Origin of the sequence: Cryomorpha ignava, assembly GCF_010686655.1 — a bacterium.
GTDB classification, from domain to species: Bacteria; Bacteroidota; Bacteroidia; order Flavobacteriales_D; family Cryomorphaceae; genus Cryomorpha; species Cryomorpha ignava.
In genome coordinates this window covers 1-15,979 of record NZ_JAAGVY010000063.1, presented here as the reverse complement: position 1 = coordinate 15,979, position 15,979 = coordinate 1, and the positions used below count along the sequence as shown (strand labels likewise).

Below are 15,979 nucleotides of genomic sequence, written 5' to 3'. Positions count from 1 at the left end.
CCCCCCCCCCCCCCCGCTGTACCGTCTGAATTAATGCCCCCATTTACTTGCGGGACAGAGGAAGCACCCGTCGCTGTGTCACGAAGTGTACCCTGCACCCCAACTTCGAATACTTGGACAAATCAATATCGATTATCCGAATATTGGATACCAGACTCAACCACACCTATTAAGACGGTTCTTGTAAACTGGGTTGTTTGTCAAGATAGTGCTGGAAATGGTTGGCAAGATATCCCTGAATTTCACCAAAGGGTACAAATGTTTTTTGATTCTATAAATGATATTTTTACTAGTATACCATTAAAAGGCTATACCCTTACTTGTGATCCAAACGCAACTCATGTGTATGATAGCAGAATAAGATTTGAATTGGGTCAAATTTACTTTTTTCAGAATACTGATTGGTACTATCTTCCGGGAGGTCAATCAGAAATACCAATTTTGAATCATTTATTCAATATAGATCCAAGCGCAAGAGGTGCGTTAAATCATATTTTTACTAATGGTCCTTTTATAGGCCTTGGAGTGTATAAACATGATGTGGGTGGTGAATCAATAGTAAGAACTACCACCTTTCGGCTGACTCCACAGAAATGTTAATGTTTGATGATTGGTGGATGCCTATGGAATGGACGGGTCATTTTGCTCATGAATATGGTCACGCACTGGGTATTCATCATACTTATAATGGAGAATATACAACCACAACACATTTTGATTTTTTAGATGATGTATTTGGAACATGTGTTGAACCTATCCTTACTGATCCTAATCATCCATGTTATGATAATTTCTGTAATCCATCTTCAAATCAAATTTGTCATTTAAAAGCGTGTTTTTGGTTTCAGCATACTCCACCATATCCTTTATTGTGGGGTGGAATGGTCGACAACGAATACATAAGTCCTAAAATGTCTGGGCGTTTTCACAGAGCACTTTCACTATATGACGAAACTTTCTTTTCTAGCTTTCACAATAAGTTTATGAACAGGTATGTAAAAGAAGAATATTCGTATTCAATTCCTAAAGAAATAAACCAAGACGAAACGTGGGACTTTGCGATCAAGATGTATCAAGACATTATTGTAAAAGCAGGAAATACGTTAACCATTAGTTGCGAAGTGAAAATGCCTATTCAAGGCAAGATAATTATTGAGCCAAATGCTACTTTGATAGTAGATGGTGGGCGTATAACTTCTGCCCATGATGATCTTTGGCAAGGAATAGAAGTTTGGGGAAATTACAATATGCCGCAAACTTCTGCAAACCAGGGTAGGCTAATTGTTAAAAACGATGCGATAATAGAAAATGCAGAAAATGCGGTTACCCTATGGAAATCGGGCGATTGGGCTAAGACAGGTGGCTTTGTAGAGGCGTATAATTCTACTTTTAAAAACAATAGGCGTTCAATAGAGTTTCGGGCTTATAAAAATGAACAGAGCAACGGTTTTATTGCACCGAATAGAAGTATTTTTAAGAACTGTACTTTTGAAACCGATAATGACCTGTTGTTAGGAGACATTCAAGGCAATCAGTCCATGTTTACGATGCATAAAGTTAATGGTGTGCGTATTTTGGGATGTGATTTTATATACAATAGGACCGTCACTACATATAGTGATTTAAAAAATGCTATAAATACAAGTGACGCTAATTTTAGAGTAGATAATACCTGCAACATCATTCTCCCTTTAGGAGAACCATGTCCCGATCTTAATACCAAGCACAGCACTTTTACAGGGTTTAACAACGCCATACACGTTACAAGTGCAACTTGGAATGTAGGTCCCGAGATAAAAGACGCCGTTTTTAGCAAAAACATGGTGGGGATAAACTTTGATGCTGTAACAGCACCGGCTGCTATTTTTAATGAGTTTACTGTTGGGAATAATCCGTTTTTTGCTCAAGATGACGCAATACTTCACCTTGGAATAAAAGTTAATAATTGCGACGAATACATTGTAGAAGAAAACGAATTTACTGGAAGTGATTCACTTGGTTGGACAACGCATGGTGTTTTTACACTAGATGGAACATATTCTAGCAATAGTAATGAAATTTATAAGAATGAATACACAGGTGTTTCATCTGGCACAATAGCCACTGGCTTCCATGGTGACCCAAGTCCAGAAGATAATTCTATTGGACTTCGCTTTATTTGTAATGAAAACCAGAATAATATAAATGATTTTGAAGTGAGACCCTTCAACGGTAATCCATCTGAAATTTCAAATTATCAAAATGGTGGTGAGCCAGGTATTCCTGCGGGAAATACATTTTCAGCGGGCACCAGTAATGACAATGTATATACACATCTTGATTTTTACAGCGATGCGGCGTACGTTTACATGATGAACACAAACGATATTAACCCTGATGAAGATGAAATTTTCATAGCACCGGGAACAATTACGCTCGCTACTGTAAATACTCAAAACACCTGCGCCACGAATTATCCGGCATCTGGTGGCGGGCTTGGCTCTGGATTAACCTATGGTAAACTGAAAACGGACAGAGAGGCTTACAACAACCTGTATTACCCCTATCTACAATTAATTGATGCAGGAAATACACAGGGCATGATAAGCGAAATAGAACTTTCGTGGCCAAATGATGCTTGGACTTTACACGATGAGCTTATGACCCGCTCACCATACAATTCTGAAACTGTACTAATAGCGGCAGCAGATAAAAACATTCTCACCCATGGTATGCTACTCGAAATTCTTCTTGCCAATCCAGATGTACTTAGAAGTGGAAATGTTATTCGGCACGTTGGCGAGATTATAGCCAATCCAATGCCACAGTACATGATAGATATTTTGATCGAAGCTGCACGAGATCCCAATACTGTTCGCTCCGGAATGGAAAAGAACCTGAGCAATCTACATCTTGAAATGATTAGAACTCATAAGCGAATTTCACACAAACTTATGAATGATTCAGTCGCAGGATTTCATCCAGATACTTTGATTAAGTATTTCAGTTCAGTCAGGTCGCTCACAGGTCGTTATCAGCAAATTTACGCTTATACTGGTCTTCATCAATATATTAATGCACTAGCTGTGGTGGATAGTATCTCACTTCACTATAAATTGTCAAGTGAACAAATTTCAGAATTAGATAACACAGAAGACTTTCTATATTTTCTAAAGGCTGTAAATGATGATGTACGCGATGTTGATCAGCTTACCCAATCGGAAATTAATGATTTGAAGCTTATTTCTATGGTGGAACCAGGCGGCAGTGCAGCAGAACGAGCTGAAAATATTTTATGTTTTTTTTATGATAAATGTGCAGCTATGGTTGCAACTCCCAAAAACAATGGCGCTAAAATTAAGAAACCAAGCCTAACTAAAAAATCAATAGAAGAAGTTTTGAATTCTGTCAGAATTGCACCTAATCCCGCCAACTTATATGTCGAATTTGAGTTTGAGATTTTTAAATCATCTAAAGACAATACGTTGAGAATTATAGATATTCAGGGCAAACCCATAAAATCTTGGAATCTTGGTATTAACCAGCAAGGCATTAAAGTGCTTGATACAAGGAAACTGCCAAATGGAGTATATTTCTATGAATTACTTCAAGATGGCAGCAAGTTAAAAGGTGGTAAGTTCATCATTCAACACTAAGAGATATGTACTTCAGAAAATCTATGACTATAAAAGTAATCCTAATTTTTTTAGGATTGCTTCCTTTCGGCACTTGCAATAGTCAGATGCCAACTTACACAATTGACCCAAACTTTAATACCGAAGAGCTCTTTAGAGATGTTTGGCCTGTATTTGATTTATTGACGCTAGCTGATGGCAGGTATTTAGTGGGGGGGGCATTCTCGAATTATGGTGTAAGTCCGGTTTCTGGTTTTGGAATGATTTTTAGTAATGGAAGCTGGGATAGCAGTTTTCAATCACCGGCAGTAACTCCTATTAAAATGATTCCTCAGGTTGATGGATATGTCTATGCATATATTACCGGATATTCTAAGCTTTTATTAAATGGACTTTCTTGGGGCCCAAATGGTGGTGACTATTGGTCTGAATTTAATGCAGGTGGTACTCATAGTCCCTATAACGTGGCTCGCACTTGGGATATTTACCAGATGGAGAATAGTGATCTAATACTATGTGGTGCTATTACAACGGATACACTTCAGCCTGAGTTGTTTCGGGGAATTACGCGCATTCATGCAGACGGTACCATTGACCCCACCTTTCCAATAATTGACATTGCGCCTAATAATTCATCCGGAGCTGTACGTGCCATATTCCCAGCGCCTGATGGAAGCTGGTATATCTCCGGTAGTTTTACTGCCATCAATGGACATGAAACCAATCATGTAGCAAAACTTACATCCGACTTTTACATAGACACTACATTTATTTCGCCATTTATGTATGATGGACCGGTAAATTATACCGAAGATATAATTTTGGTGGATAATCAAAGTCGTGTATGGGTAAGTGGGTATGACATGCGATTGCTAGAAAATCCTAACGATACTATTCAGCTCTGTAGGTTACTACCTGATGGGAATTTAGACACTTCATTCCCTTTAATTAAGCTATCAAGTGTATACCCCGCAGAGTGGATGACACCAAAACCAAATTTAGCTGTATATGCAAATGAACTAGAAGCCTATCCGGGTAATTACATTATTTATGGTTCTTTTAGCCACTACAACGATACATTACAACCTTGTATTGCTGTGGTTAATGATGCGGGTGTAATTCAAGATCATTTCTTTCAAGGGCAGGGGGCTACCAAGCTTATTCCTTATGCCGATGATGTTTTCATTTACCCTGCTGTTTATATGATAAAGCAACTTAACAATGGCGAGTTACTTATTGGTGGCGCTTTTAGCGAGTTTATGGGAGAAACCCATTATAGCGTAGTAAAGCTTAAACAAGGTTTTGTTGGGGTGCAAGAAGCTGAACTAGAATTGGATATTAAAATCTATCCAAACCCGGTAATAGATGTTTTGCGCATCACATCTAATAATACCAAGATAAAATCGGGAGTAATTTACAATGCACTTGGTCAAAAAGTTGATTCTTTTTCAATTGAGCATCCAGAGAATCACGTTGATATTAGTGGGCTTAAGGCTGGGATTTATTTTGTGGAGATTAGATTGGAGAGTGGATATGTGGTGGTTAAGAAGTTTGTGAAAGGGTGAAGTGAAACTTTTTTCAAAATTCTACTTTCTGAAAGTTATAACAAGGTTTGTTTACAATACTTAAATTTTTAAATCATGAAAAAATCTATATTTTTTATTCTTTTTTTATTTGCTGTGCAAGCAATGTCTGGCCAAGATTGGCCGGCCCCAAATTCAGAGTGGTCATATTGCGTTGGTGGAGGGGCTGCAGGGACTATAGGAATCAAGCCTTATATTTACTCGCGGGATAGTATTATAAACGACACGACCTATGCAATGATAAGGCCTAAGTTTCATTATTTAGGCAATTCGCCTTACAGCGATCAGGATGCACTGGATAATGATAATATGACCTTTCTGCGCCAATCCAGTGACACCATTTATAGAAGGGTAGGCGAAACGGAGTACCTATTCTTTATGAACGGCATGGATGTGGGCGATACATTTACTACCTATAGATCTGGATCGGGGTCAACAAATTTGTTTTATTGCATTCCTGTGTTGGAACTTGAAGTGATTGAAGTAACAACTGTGATTATAGAGGGAGAACAGTATAGGCGTGTCTCAATGGAAGATGTCAATTTTTATGAGCTCCTTTTTGGTGGAGATTCTGAGCCCGTGCTTTATCATTACATAGAAGGCATAGGCTTGGAAAATGATTTTCCCTATTTTAATTTTGGAGCTTTTTCGGGAGAGGGTGAACCGGGTGTTTCTTGCCCTTATGGCGTTACAGAGCCAATTGTAGAATCTCTATTTGCCTATATGAATGATGATGTGAATCTGGTGATATTTAACTGTGTTCCATCGAATGTAAGCGATTATGAGGCTATTCAGTTTTCTATTTCTCCTAATCCGACTAACAGTCTATTACGGCTTGAGGGTCTCGACGATCATGCTATGCGGTTCGAAATTTATGACAGTGCAGGAAAACAAATAGATGCGGGTCGCTTAGACGATAATCTTATTGATGTATCTAAGGTCTTTCCAGGGTTATATCTCTTGGTAATTATTTCGAGAGATGGTGAAAAGGGGCTGCGAAAGTTTGTGGTTGAATAGAATGTTTATCACATATATATTTATTGATCAATGGAGATGCCACTTGATTTAACGTGTGAGATGGCGATATAATTGATTGATTACAGACATTCTTTCTACCGGTCAAACAACCTCTGATTAAATTTGAAAGATTCTACACTTTGGATTTTGATTTTCGTAAAATCTTTATGACCAGGATTAATGAGGTGATTAAATTCATCTTGGATGATGGCTGATGGTACTTTAAGAACGAAAAAGTCATTTTGGTTCACAAATTCATCTCCGATTTTTTTTGTACCTGGAATATGAGGAAAAGTTCGCCAATTTTTAGGCAGACTGTTTACATCACTTTGTTTAATTTTTATATCCTCCGGAATTTCAATTGAAATTAAAAAATAATCTTTAGGGACAATTCCAAGTGGAGTATGGACTGCAATTTCAGCAGTACACAAGGCTCTGCTTTCAGCAGTATAAATGATTGCATTCCCGATGGAATTCCATCTGCCTCCACTCATTTCAGCTCCTTTGCCGGAAAGTTCATTCCTGTATTTTTCCTTGCAAAGGCGAAAAACAATCATGCTAGTACGCCGTGTTCGATTCTTATTAATTCCTGATTCAAAATTGAGATTCCGAAAGAGCTATCCAATAATGTTTTAAGCTTAATTCCACTTATAACGATCTAAGAGCTTGGTGTATGTCCCGCATGATCAGCATTAGTTTTGGAAAAGAAAGTTGGACATCATCTGGCCAACAGAACCAGTAATAAGTCCAATTGCTAAAAAAAAGCCCTAAAATTAAAAAATACTTTTTAAGTCCTGTTTGCCGACTATTGCTAAAATCTCAACCATATCGCCAGAAAAAGTATAATAAATACTATCCGAGCCACATGTGTAACATCTAACGCCTTCACTAATAAAATCGACTGACTTTAAAGAAAGTGGTCTTTGAGCGATTAAGTCGAAATACTCCAAGAAGGTACTGAAATATTCATCCGCTTGAGCCATTCCAAACCTTCTTATTCCGAATTGATGGATTCTTATTAAATCAGCTTCTGCATCGTTGCTAATTTTATATTTCCGCATCGAATAATGCTTTGGATTTAGCTAAAATTTCAGCACCTGAATTATTTGTAATTCCGCTTTTCTTTGCTTTCTCAAGTTTTGAAGCAATCCAGTCAATTTGTATCTGTTGATGTCTTGCTTGTCTTACCAAGTCATTAACTAATTCACTTTTGCTTGAATATTCTTTATTGTCTACTTGAGATCTTAACCAATCATCGTTACACTCAGTAAAAGAAATACTTTGTCTTGCCATCTTACATGTTTTGATGTTACAGCAAATTAATTAATTTAATAGGGTTACCCATGTAAGTCGCGAAAAACACAATTCATCTCTCATGCTTTGCAGCTTGATGTCACCCTTTCAGGGCTGTCAGTCAATAATTTGGAAAAATATAATCACCTCCACGAGCTCTGTCCATTTCATCTAGCGATCTAAAGGGGTAACCCTATAATTTAATATTCAATTCTTTTTTTGTTTCATTGGCCATAGCGACTGAGGTGTGAGACGCAGCTTATCTAAGGCAGCTATTCATTATACGGTGTGTGACCCTGACCTATCCTGTCGGAGCGGGGAAAGATGCAGCGGGATCAATACTTAGTTATTCTGCTCGAAGAACTTGTTAAAGGCAATACACTACTGGGTTTGGTCAGAGTATCTACAAACCTATTTAGACAAATTTTACACTAAAGTCAACCAAAGATTTTGAGGTGAAACCGTGTTTGAAAGCGCACTAATAGCATCTGTTTTAGCCACTTTATATGGATGGCAAATAATGCCTTCGAATTGCAGATAAACTAAACCTATTTGTCCTCACCTTTCTTAGTATCCTCATTGGTATTCCCTTTATTCGTTAATTGCTTAATCGCATCAGGGTTCTTGGCCATATTTTCCATAAAAGGCTTAAAAAGATCAATCGGAATAGGGAAAAGCGTAGTAGAATTATTTTCAGCTGCAATTTCAGTTAAAGTTTGCAGATAACGAAGAGTCAAAGCACTAGGCTGTTTCGAAAGTACTTCAGCGGCATCTGCCAATTTTTGGGATGCCTGAAATTCTCCTTCGGCAGCAATTACTTTTGCTCTTCTGTCTCTTTCTGCTTCGGCTTGTCTTGCCATTGCTCTTTGCATTTCCTGCGGCAAATCTACTTGTTTAATTTCTACAGTTGAGACCTTAACGCCCCAAGGATCAGTATGTGCATCTATAATTTCTTGCAACTGCAAATTTAATTTATCTCGTTTAGAAAGAATGTCATCCAATTCTGATTGGCCCAGCACACTACGAAGAATGGTTTGGGAAAGCTGTGATGTGGCATAAAAATAATCTTCTACTTCAATAGTCGCTTTTTCAGCATCAACCACTCGGAAATAAACAACCGCATTTACTTTTAAGGTAACATTATCAAGTGAAATAATATCTTGAGTTGGCACATCGTGTACAATCGTTCGCAATGTTACTTTTTTCATTTTATCAATAAAAGGAAGAAGGATAATAAGACCCGGCCCCTTGCTTCCGCCTTTTAAAACTCTTCCCAATCGAAATACAACAGCACGCTCGTATTCTTTTAAGATTTTTATTGAACTGACTAAAATGAGAAAAACGAAAAATATCAGGACATAAACTGGAATCATAATAATTGGATTTTTATTTGGTTAATAAAGGTACTCTTTTAACTGTAAGCTTAAAGTGCACAACCGCTACAACTTCTATTTCAGTTTCGGCTGCAATATCACCGTCTTCGGCAATGGCATTCCAAAATTCTCCGTTTACTCTTACTCTGCCTTTCGGCGAAAGATTTTCCATTGCAATTCCCCTTAAGCCCACTAATGCTTCAGTACCCGTTTTCTGCTTGGTATATTGCGCTTTAATGCCAAAATAGACAAGCAAGATAAAGAAAGCAGACGTGACTATTACAGAAGTTATAAGCACAGACCAGGAAATTTGAAGCACATCGATTGAAGGGGTTTCGTCAATTAAAAATATGGAGCCCAAAAATAGACAAATTACACCACCAAGGGATAATAAAGCATAGCTCTGAACTTTTATCTCCAATACAAAAAGGATAATAGCCACAAGGATTAGTGCCAAGCCTGTATAATCAATTGGTAAAACAGACATTCCAAAACCTGCCAATATTAAACAAATCACGCCGATTATACCGGGCACCAATCCGCCGGGATTGCTAAATTCAAAAAACAAACCCATCAAACCCATTACTAAAAGCACATACATCAAATTGGGGTTACTAAAGAAAGTCAAAAACTTTTCTTTAAATCCCATTTCTATGGTTTCAACTTCTGCAGAAGCGGTGTGAAGGACTATTTCTTTGTCCGAACTTAGCTGAACAGTCCGGCCATCTATCAGTGCAAACAATTCATTCAGATTATTAGCTTTCAGATCAATTATATTATTTTCCAATGCTTGATCAGCCGAAAAAGAGCGGCTATTGGTAACCATCTGCATAATTAATGTCGTGTCTTTACCTCTGTGCTCCGCAATAGAGCGTATAAAAGCTGCTGCATCTTCTGTCATTTTCGCGTTCATAACCGAATCAGGGATTCTGTCTTGCAAAACGGGATGAGAAGCACCGATATTAGATCCCGGACTCATCGCAGCGATATTTGCAGAGAGTGTTATAAAAGCACCTGCAGACCCAGCATGTGCCCCAGATGGAGTGACAAAAGAAATAACTGGAATAGGTGATTCCATTATTTCGCCCACTATCTGCCTTGTAGCCTTCAACAAACCACCCGGCGTATTGATTTTCAGCACCACGCAAACCGCATTTTCATCAGCAGCTTTTTGAAGTCCGTTTTCAATATATTCTGCCGTTGAAGGATAAATGGCCCCGTCCAAATTCAATACAAATACTTTCTGCGCCTGAGTGAAGCTGCTCAACGCTACGCCCAATACAATAAAGGAAATTTTTAAAAAGAGATTCATCGTGCTAACCTTCAAAAGAAGTTTTTTTAAAGGTAAACAAAGCATTTCGGATTATGGTGAAATTTGTTTTTAGTGTGGGAAATAATTCCGATGGATCCGGCCGATAAGATCAAGCAGTCTTCATGAGGTTTTCTAATTGGCATTTTAAATCTTCGTCTCCTATTTTTGCTCATTTGAAAGCACACTTGGTGTAACTGCAAATTGGAAACCCCAGGCCGACAGTCTACTCCATGCTGATGTGGTACCTATCCTAATTCTTCACGCTAAGTATCACAAGCCTATCGAAGATTCTGCTTTGGTAACTTCGCTGATAACCGAACAAAATGGACAAATGCATGATGTGCCAAACCGAAGCACCTCGCTGTATGAGGCTTATGAAATATTCTCATTCAGCCCGAAGAAAAACAGGGTTGATGACTTACTCTCTCAAAACTTTAGAATAGACACTGATTTTTTTAGGAGCAATACCGGAAAATCGATCACGACTATAGAGATTGATTTTGATTATACAACTTCATGGCTCTTTTGTTAAATATGATGTACTTTAATTGTAATTCAGTCATTTTAGAGGCTGGAGAGTACCAATTTAGTGAAGATATCGGAAGAAAAGATCAATGCCCGGATAAGATCGATAAAACCGAAAAATACTCCTAAAGGAGTATTGTGAGATCAAAAAAGAACCCCGAACTTTAAAATGTTGAAATTCTCTTCATTATTAAACATAAAAGAATAGCGTCATGAATAAATTCAAAACAATTTTTATAGTACTCATATTGTTAAGCACAAGCTTTTCATGTTGCAAAGATGATGATGGTTTACAATCAGACGATCAAGATAGTTTTGCAGAGTATTTTACTTGCAAGATAAATGGGGTGGAGTTCAATCCCATAGGAACATTCAATTGTAATAATTTGAGTTTCTATTATTATCAGGAAGAGATTGTCCATCAAATCGATCTATTGCTCTTAGGTTTACTGGCATGACAACAAATAACGGTTATTTAAATTTTTTAGAACCTACATATGCCGATTCCTGCTTTCCGGGTTACCGTCAATATATTAGGGAACTGGAGAATTTTTATTCGAAAATCTCAATTCTGGGTTTATGAATATAGCCACTTTTACTCCGAGAGATTCTAGCTCTGAAAAACTCGGAAAAATAGAAGGAACTTTTGAATTTACTGTCGTAAATGAAGAAAACGATTCAATAATACACATAACAGACGGTGCCTTTAGATTTAAGGTGCCAAACGTCTGGTAACAGCAGTTTACATTTTCTAACCTAAACAACCCCCTTTAAGATGTGATCACCTTCATTATACTGAGCGCATCTTAATTTTTAACAATCCTTTCTTAACCTTAAAATTTACAAAACGAAAAAGCCAAGCTTTTTTCTTTGGAAGAGTCGATTGCCGGGCTGAATAAATTTTTTCGCAGGAGAGGTTAATGACAACTGGACTAATGGGCTTACTTAAGTAGAAGTTAAAACGACTAATGTTTATTTTGGCCAAAATTCCCAATGCGATGAAAAAATTATGCATTTATTTACCCCTCGGCATTTTGGCCACCTTGTTTTTTTCTTGTGTAAAAGATGATGGCGGCAAAGGTTCAGGAGGTGATCCTCCATTGTCGTTTATTTTAACCTTTTATTTTTCTGATTCTCTGGGCAACAATTTACTCCCCTACTACTTGCCGGAAAATCCCATCGTAGACCCTGAGAGTTTTTATGCTTATTCTGACCGGGAGGACAACATCGGGCATTACACTCGCTCTGAAGAATATGGATACTACTTTGTACTGAGTGAATTGATTTATACTATCCGAACCGATACTGCCGGCTGGCAACAAGACTCCATCATTTACTTTTACCCATGTTTTGACCAGGATTGTGATACGATTAAAATATACAAAACGGATATCGGGAATGGGTCAATTAATAATAATAATAATAATGAATCACCCAATTGCTCTGCGCAGTGGATTATTTACCAATCAGACACCCTTGACACGCCGTATTGTAGGCAAATTCCCGTTGTAACCAATTGAATTATGAAACAAATAGCTAAACTACTTTGCGTGATTATAGGGGGCGTTGTGTTGCAAAACCCAGCTATAGGGCAGGAGAGTATTGCTTGTGGCACCTTTCCCATGGATTCAGCCACTTTTATTAACCAACCCTGGTATGGAAACAATCAGTTCCTTTTGGATTTAATAGATAGCGTAGGGTACAATTCCGCTGCACCGAAAAGTAATATTGCCGGAGGGTTTGATCCACAAGTCCTTTAATTGGTGCCCGTAAAGGCGTGGGTATACCATGATGACAATGGAAATGACGGGCTCACTCAAGTGCAAATTGAAAGGAGTATAAAAACCATGAACGAGAATTTTTCGGGAATAACCAATGCTACCGGAAATACCCACGCCCATATCATGGTTCAATTTTATCTGAATTGTGATATAACTTATGTGAATAGCTCGCAATATACTCTTGATCCTTCTGATAATGAAGTAAAGGATATGTTTGAAGACAATCACACATCCGGAATGATGAACATTCACTACATACAGGAGAGTGACGATTTTGGCGGCAAGGCAAACCGTCCTCATGAAAATCCACCTTTTTCTTTCACGGTAGTAGGCAATGCACGTCAAACCTCCACGATGGCTCATGAAGCAGGTCATGCCTTTAGCTTGTCGCATACCCACCAAGGGAGATGTTGACTCCATAGTGATAACGGAAATTGTTCCAATCGCCATTAGGAGCCGGTTTCAAAGGTGATGATCCAACCAGTAGGCTGTGGAAATTTTTCCGGTGATAAGAAATGTGAAGTAAATGGTGATGGGCTTTGTGATACACCGGGCGATCCAAATATTAGCGAATTAGTAGATATAGTAGATGAAAATGCTGGATTATATAACTATACCGGTACAGGCCAGACGGAAGTTTGTGGACGCGCTGAAATACGATAAAACCAAGGCCACCAATGTGCTGGAGCGTATGGGTCAACTTTATAAATTGGAGCAGGATATGCGCGATGAAGGTCTCACTTGGGAGCAGCGCACCCAAAGAAGGCAGCAGGAAGCTCTGCCGGTGCTCCATGAGATTAAAAAGTGGATGGATGAAAACGTGCAGAAAGTTTTACCCAAAAGTCCATTGGGGCAGGCCATCGCTTACACACTGCCCAGATGGGATGGCCTGTGCGCCTATGCACAACACGGACAAGTAGAAATTGATAATAATCTGGTCGAGAATGCCATTAGGCCTATGGCTATAGGTAGAAAAAATTACCTGTTCGCAGGATCTCATGAAGCTGCAGAAATGACTGCCGCAATGTACTCTTTCATGTCGACCTGCAAGAAGAATAAAGTCAACGAACTCGAGTGGCTCACAGATGTAATGGCCCGAACCCAGTCAATCAATCACAAAGATCTCCATCAGCTCCTGCCTAACAACTGGGCAAAACATAAGCGGGGGGAGAAAGCTTGCTTATGGGGTGGTCGGACGGATACATTTAATTCAAATAGTTACCTTGTGTTAAAATTTAGTGATGATGAAACGTTTATCTTGCTTATTTCTTTTTCTTTCATTAACAGCCATTTTCTCTTCTTGTAAAAAAGATAATAATGATTGGACTCCTCCACGGTCTGGAGATTATTTTACTTGCTTGATTAATGGTGAACGTTTTGAAACTGAAGGAAGTTTTAACTGTTCAGGTGATCAATTTTCTTATTATCCTGCCGGAACAGCTGGAATGGAAGAGAGTTATTTGCTTTTTAAAGGTCGAATTTGCAATATAGGTAAAAGTGTCGCTATTAGAATGTCAGGTGTAGAACCTTTTACAGGAACATTGAATATGGTCGAATCAACTCTGGTTGATTCCTGCTTTCCCTATGTCTGGCTTAGAGCGGATCAGTTTTACGAACAGCTTCAATCCGGAACATTGATTGTTGAAGAATTTACTCCACGTCAGCCAAACAATGGCCCCTTCGGTAATTTTGAAGGTACTTTTGAATTTGTGGTAAGCAATGATACACTTGATTCTGTCATTCACATTACCGAAGGTCAATTCAGATTCAGAGTACCCAATATTTGGTAACACATATCTATTTAATTTAATCAAAATCCCTTAACCTATGAAGATTAAAGCACTATTTATCGCTATGCTATGCACAAGCGTGGTTTCTGCCCAACTGACCAATCCCCTTGGTCAGCAAATGCTTACATTAACACAAAACTTAGATTTTCAGGAGGTTTCCTCTGGAATTCTTTTTGATCGTGGAACGCAATTGGCGCTGCCGGCAGGATTTGATGGAAGTTCATCATCCGATACCTTATATAGTTATGACGATTGGTACTTGCAATATGGCGCCATAAAGGGAACTTTCCATTTCACGGTTACAGACACGAACGCTCTTGACACGTTTCGAATCACAGACGGAAGCTTCCGATTCGACGTCCCACAAATCTTCTAATTTTTTTAACCAAAAAACCTATTATTATGAAAACCAAATCAATTTTTACGCTACTATTCATATTTATAGTAGTTACGCTATGTGGTCAGGTACCACAACCCCAATTTGAAGTTACAGACAGTACTGTCGATCTGTCCATTGCCATCGACGCCGTAATCGAAGACCTCGATCTCACCGATGTTACCACCAATATCCTATACGACCGTGGTTGGAAACTCGGTTCGCTTGATAATTTTGACGGAGCACTTACTGCAGATGCACGGCTCAGGCAGTACGACCTATTTGCGATCCGTATTGTAGACGGATAATCCAAATTTCATTTTCCAAAATATTGCAATCTTTAAATCACATCTAAACCCATTAATTATGAAAAACATCCTAAAAATAACATTATTAACCATCAGCATTTTAACCCTGTCGCAATGCAAAGACGATGATGACAAACCTGAGAAACCCAATTACGGCGCAGAGTATTTTAAATGCAAAGTGAATGGGTTGGAATTTCAAACACCTTCAGACTTCTCATGTGACGGCAAATATTTTAATTATTATCCAGAAGCATACGGGGGAAATGAGGCAGGCTATATGGTTATGAGCGGTACGAATTGTCCAACATACACATATGTCACAATTAGAATCTATGGATTACTGCCGACCACAGGGCATTTAGATTTTCTAACGCCCGCATTTGCTGATTCTATTTCGCCATTCTATAATTATACAGCTGCTGATAGTACAAGTACAATATACGAGCAGCTCATTGATGGTGAAATGAACATAGAGCAATTCATTCCACGAGCTGATGGCAGTAGCCCATATGGCACTATCAAAGGAACTTTCCATTTCACAGTAACAGACACTAACGCTTTGGATACGTTTCGAATCACAGACGGAAGTTTCCGTTTCGATGTACCCCAAATCTTCTAATTTATATCACACTTTAAAACCCAATTATTATGAAAACCAATTCGATTTTTACTTTAGTATTTTCATTGATAGTATTTACGCTATGTGGTCAAAATATACCAGCACCACAATTCACAGTTACTGGCAATTCGGATGATCCTTCTGTCGCCATAGATGAAGTTATTGAAAATCTTGATTTAACAGATGTAACCACGAGTATAGTTTACGACCGCGGTTGGAAACTGGGTCAATTAGAGAATTTTGATGGTGCGATTGCATCAGATACGGTGCACGATCATGCAGAATGGCTGCGGCAATATGACCTATTTGCGATCCGTATTTTAGACGGTTAACTCTGATATCATTTTCCAAAATATTACAATCTTTAAATCACATCTAAACTCATTAA

Annotated in this window: 21 protein-coding genes; 16 read left to right on the top strand and 5 right to left on the bottom strand. The window is 38.4% G+C overall.

Annotation, left to right across the window (positions count from 1 at the left end):
* The 4 genes from G3O08_RS19180 to G3O08_RS19165 form a co-directional block, all read left to right on the top strand.
* Window positions 1-600 (top strand): hypothetical protein (locus G3O08_RS19180; RefSeq protein ID WP_204336949.1); only part of this gene is annotated, 600 nt, incomplete at its 5' end.
* Window positions 600-3,635, top strand: a complete 3,036-nt coding sequence (locus G3O08_RS19175; RefSeq protein WP_163287069.1) for a T9SS type A sorting domain-containing protein — start codon at window positions 600-602, stop codon at window positions 3,633-3,635. The genes G3O08_RS19180 and G3O08_RS19175, both read left to right, overlap by 1 nt.
* Window positions 3,636-3,658: 23 nt before the next feature.
* The gene (locus tag G3O08_RS19170) at window positions 3,659-5,179 is read left to right on the top strand and encodes a T9SS type A sorting domain-containing protein (RefSeq protein WP_163287068.1); all 1,521 of its coding nucleotides are present in this window, start codon (window positions 3,659-3,661) and stop codon (window positions 5,177-5,179) included.
* Between the two features lie 75 nt (window positions 5,180-5,254).
* On the top strand, window positions 5,255-6,214 hold the full coding sequence (locus tag G3O08_RS19165; RefSeq protein WP_163287067.1) for a T9SS type A sorting domain-containing protein: 960 nt from the start codon (window positions 5,255-5,257) through the stop codon (window positions 6,212-6,214).
* Between the two features lie 95 nt (window positions 6,215-6,309).
* Here G3O08_RS19165 and G3O08_RS19160 read toward each other — a convergent pair whose 3' ends face one another.
* The 5 genes from G3O08_RS19160 to G3O08_RS19140 form a co-directional block, all read right to left on the bottom strand.
* Window positions 6,310-6,771, bottom strand: coding sequence for an RES family NAD+ phosphorylase (locus tag G3O08_RS19160; protein WP_163287066.1), 462 nt, complete (start codon window positions 6,769-6,771; stop codon window positions 6,310-6,312).
* A 216-nt stretch (window positions 6,772-6,987) separates the two neighbouring features.
* On the bottom strand, window positions 6,988-7,275 hold the full coding sequence (locus G3O08_RS19155; protein WP_163287065.1) for a type II toxin-antitoxin system RelE/ParE family toxin: 288 nt from the start codon (window positions 7,273-7,275) through the stop codon (window positions 6,988-6,990).
* Window positions 7,262-7,507: a ribbon-helix-helix domain-containing protein gene (locus G3O08_RS19150; protein ID WP_163287064.1), complete on the bottom strand. Its 246-nt coding sequence runs from the start codon at window positions 7,505-7,507 to the stop codon at window positions 7,262-7,264. Before G3O08_RS19150 ends, G3O08_RS19155 begins: the two co-directional genes overlap by 14 nt.
* 548 nt (window positions 7,508-8,055) lie before the next feature.
* A complete protein-coding gene (locus G3O08_RS19145; protein WP_163287063.1) occupies window positions 8,056-8,880 on the bottom strand; it encodes a slipin family protein in 825 nt (274 codons plus the stop codon).
* 13 nt (window positions 8,881-8,893) lie between these two features.
* Window positions 8,894-10,207 (bottom strand): NfeD family protein, encoded by a 1,314-nt coding sequence (locus tag G3O08_RS19140; RefSeq protein WP_204336948.1) that lies wholly within the window; start codon window positions 10,205-10,207, stop codon window positions 8,894-8,896.
* Between the two features lie 223 nt (window positions 10,208-10,430).
* On the opposite strand from G3O08_RS19140, the gene G3O08_RS19135 reads away from it, so the two are divergent.
* The 12 genes from G3O08_RS19135 (at window position 10,431) to G3O08_RS19080 (ending at window position 15,923) form a co-directional block, all read left to right on the top strand.
* Complete coding sequence (locus tag G3O08_RS19135) at window positions 10,431-10,724, top strand: hypothetical protein (RefSeq protein WP_163287061.1); 294 nt, start codon at window positions 10,431-10,433, stop codon at window positions 10,722-10,724.
* A gap of 572 nt (window positions 10,725-11,296) precedes the next feature.
* Window positions 11,297-11,452 carry a hypothetical protein gene (locus tag G3O08_RS19130; protein WP_163287060.1) on the top strand — a complete coding sequence of 52 codons (156 nt, stop codon included), beginning with the start codon at window positions 11,297-11,299 and terminating at the stop codon, window positions 11,450-11,452.
* A gap of 263 nt (window positions 11,453-11,715) precedes the next feature.
* Window positions 11,716-12,237 carry a hypothetical protein gene (locus tag G3O08_RS19125; RefSeq protein WP_163287059.1) on the top strand — a complete coding sequence of 174 codons (522 nt, stop codon included), beginning with the start codon at window positions 11,716-11,718 and terminating at the stop codon, window positions 12,235-12,237.
* Between the two features lie 3 nt (window positions 12,238-12,240).
* The gene (locus tag G3O08_RS19120) at window positions 12,241-12,477 is read left to right on the top strand and encodes a hypothetical protein (RefSeq protein WP_163287058.1); all 237 of its coding nucleotides are present in this window, start codon (window positions 12,241-12,243) and stop codon (window positions 12,475-12,477) included.
* Between the two features lie 87 nt (window positions 12,478-12,564).
* Window positions 12,565-12,912, top strand: coding sequence for a hypothetical protein (locus G3O08_RS19115; protein WP_204336947.1), 348 nt, complete (start codon window positions 12,565-12,567; stop codon window positions 12,910-12,912).
* Between the two features lie 57 nt (window positions 12,913-12,969).
* Window positions 12,970-13,161: a hypothetical protein gene (locus G3O08_RS19110; RefSeq protein ID WP_163287056.1), complete on the top strand. Its 192-nt coding sequence runs from the start codon at window positions 12,970-12,972 to the stop codon at window positions 13,159-13,161.
* Complete coding sequence (locus G3O08_RS19105; RefSeq protein WP_163287055.1) at window positions 13,139-13,804, top strand: IS66 family transposase; 666 nt, start codon at window positions 13,139-13,141, stop codon at window positions 13,802-13,804. The genes G3O08_RS19110 and G3O08_RS19105 overlap by 23 nt, the downstream gene beginning before the upstream one ends.
* On the top strand, window positions 13,740-14,288 hold the full coding sequence (locus G3O08_RS19100) for a hypothetical protein (RefSeq protein WP_163287054.1): 549 nt from the start codon (window positions 13,740-13,742) through the stop codon (window positions 14,286-14,288). The genes G3O08_RS19105 and G3O08_RS19100 overlap by 65 nt, the downstream gene beginning before the upstream one ends.
* A 37-nt stretch (window positions 14,289-14,325) precedes the next feature.
* Complete coding sequence (locus G3O08_RS19095) at window positions 14,326-14,664, top strand: hypothetical protein (protein WP_163287053.1); 339 nt, start codon at window positions 14,326-14,328, stop codon at window positions 14,662-14,664.
* Window positions 14,665-14,690: 26 nt separating this feature from the next.
* A complete protein-coding gene (locus G3O08_RS19090; protein WP_163287052.1) occupies window positions 14,691-14,972 on the top strand; it encodes a hypothetical protein in 282 nt (93 codons plus the stop codon).
* Window positions 14,973-15,030: 58 nt separating this feature from the next.
* Window positions 15,031-15,591, top strand: coding sequence for a hypothetical protein (locus G3O08_RS19085; RefSeq protein WP_163287051.1), 561 nt, complete (start codon window positions 15,031-15,033; stop codon window positions 15,589-15,591).
* A 29-nt stretch (window positions 15,592-15,620) separates the two neighbouring features.
* Window positions 15,621-15,923: a hypothetical protein gene (locus G3O08_RS19080; RefSeq protein ID WP_163287050.1), complete on the top strand. Its 303-nt coding sequence runs from the start codon at window positions 15,621-15,623 to the stop codon at window positions 15,921-15,923.
* The last annotated feature ends 56 nt before the right edge of the window (window positions 15,924-15,979 follow it).

Coding starts and splice junctions, on each gene's coding strand:
- G3O08_RS19160 (WP_163287066.1), bottom strand. CDS start 6,771: ATGATTGTTTTTCGCCTTTGCAAGGAAAAATACAGGAATGAACTTTCC.
- G3O08_RS19090 (WP_163287052.1), top strand. CDS start 14,691: ATGAAAACCAAATCAATTTTTACGCTACTATTCATATTTATAGTAGTT.
- G3O08_RS19165 (WP_163287067.1), top strand. CDS start 5,255: ATGAAAAAATCTATATTTTTTATTCTTTTTTTATTTGCTGTGCAAGCA.
- G3O08_RS19120 (WP_163287058.1), top strand. CDS start 12,241: ATGAAACAAATAGCTAAACTACTTTGCGTGATTATAGGGGGCGTTGTG.
- G3O08_RS19145 (WP_163287063.1), bottom strand. CDS start 8,880: ATGATTCCAGTTTATGTCCTGATATTTTTCGTTTTTCTCATTTTAGTC.
- G3O08_RS19175 (WP_163287069.1), top strand. CDS start 600: ATGTTTGATGATTGGTGGATGCCTATGGAATGGACGGGTCATTTTGCT.
- G3O08_RS19085 (WP_163287051.1), top strand. CDS start 15,031: ATGAAAAACATCCTAAAAATAACATTATTAACCATCAGCATTTTAACC.
- G3O08_RS19110 (WP_163287056.1), top strand. CDS start 12,970: ATGATCCAACCAGTAGGCTGTGGAAATTTTTCCGGTGATAAGAAATGT.
- G3O08_RS19115 (WP_204336947.1), top strand. CDS start 12,565: ATGAACGAGAATTTTTCGGGAATAACCAATGCTACCGGAAATACCCAC.
- G3O08_RS19125 (WP_163287059.1), top strand. CDS start 11,716: ATGAAAAAATTATGCATTTATTTACCCCTCGGCATTTTGGCCACCTTG.
- G3O08_RS19080 (WP_163287050.1), top strand. CDS start 15,621: ATGAAAACCAATTCGATTTTTACTTTAGTATTTTCATTGATAGTATTT.
- G3O08_RS19155 (WP_163287065.1), bottom strand. CDS start 7,275: ATGCGGAAATATAAAATTAGCAACGATGCAGAAGCTGATTTAATAAGA.
- G3O08_RS19130 (WP_163287060.1), top strand. CDS start 11,297: ATGAATATAGCCACTTTTACTCCGAGAGATTCTAGCTCTGAAAAACTC.
- G3O08_RS19095 (WP_163287053.1), top strand. CDS start 14,326: ATGAAGATTAAAGCACTATTTATCGCTATGCTATGCACAAGCGTGGTT.
- G3O08_RS19100 (WP_163287054.1), top strand. CDS start 13,740: ATGATGAAACGTTTATCTTGCTTATTTCTTTTTCTTTCATTAACAGCC.
- G3O08_RS19150 (WP_163287064.1), bottom strand. CDS start 7,507: ATGGCAAGACAAAGTATTTCTTTTACTGAGTGTAACGATGATTGGTTA.
- G3O08_RS19170 (WP_163287068.1), top strand. CDS start 3,659: ATGACTATAAAAGTAATCCTAATTTTTTTAGGATTGCTTCCTTTCGGC.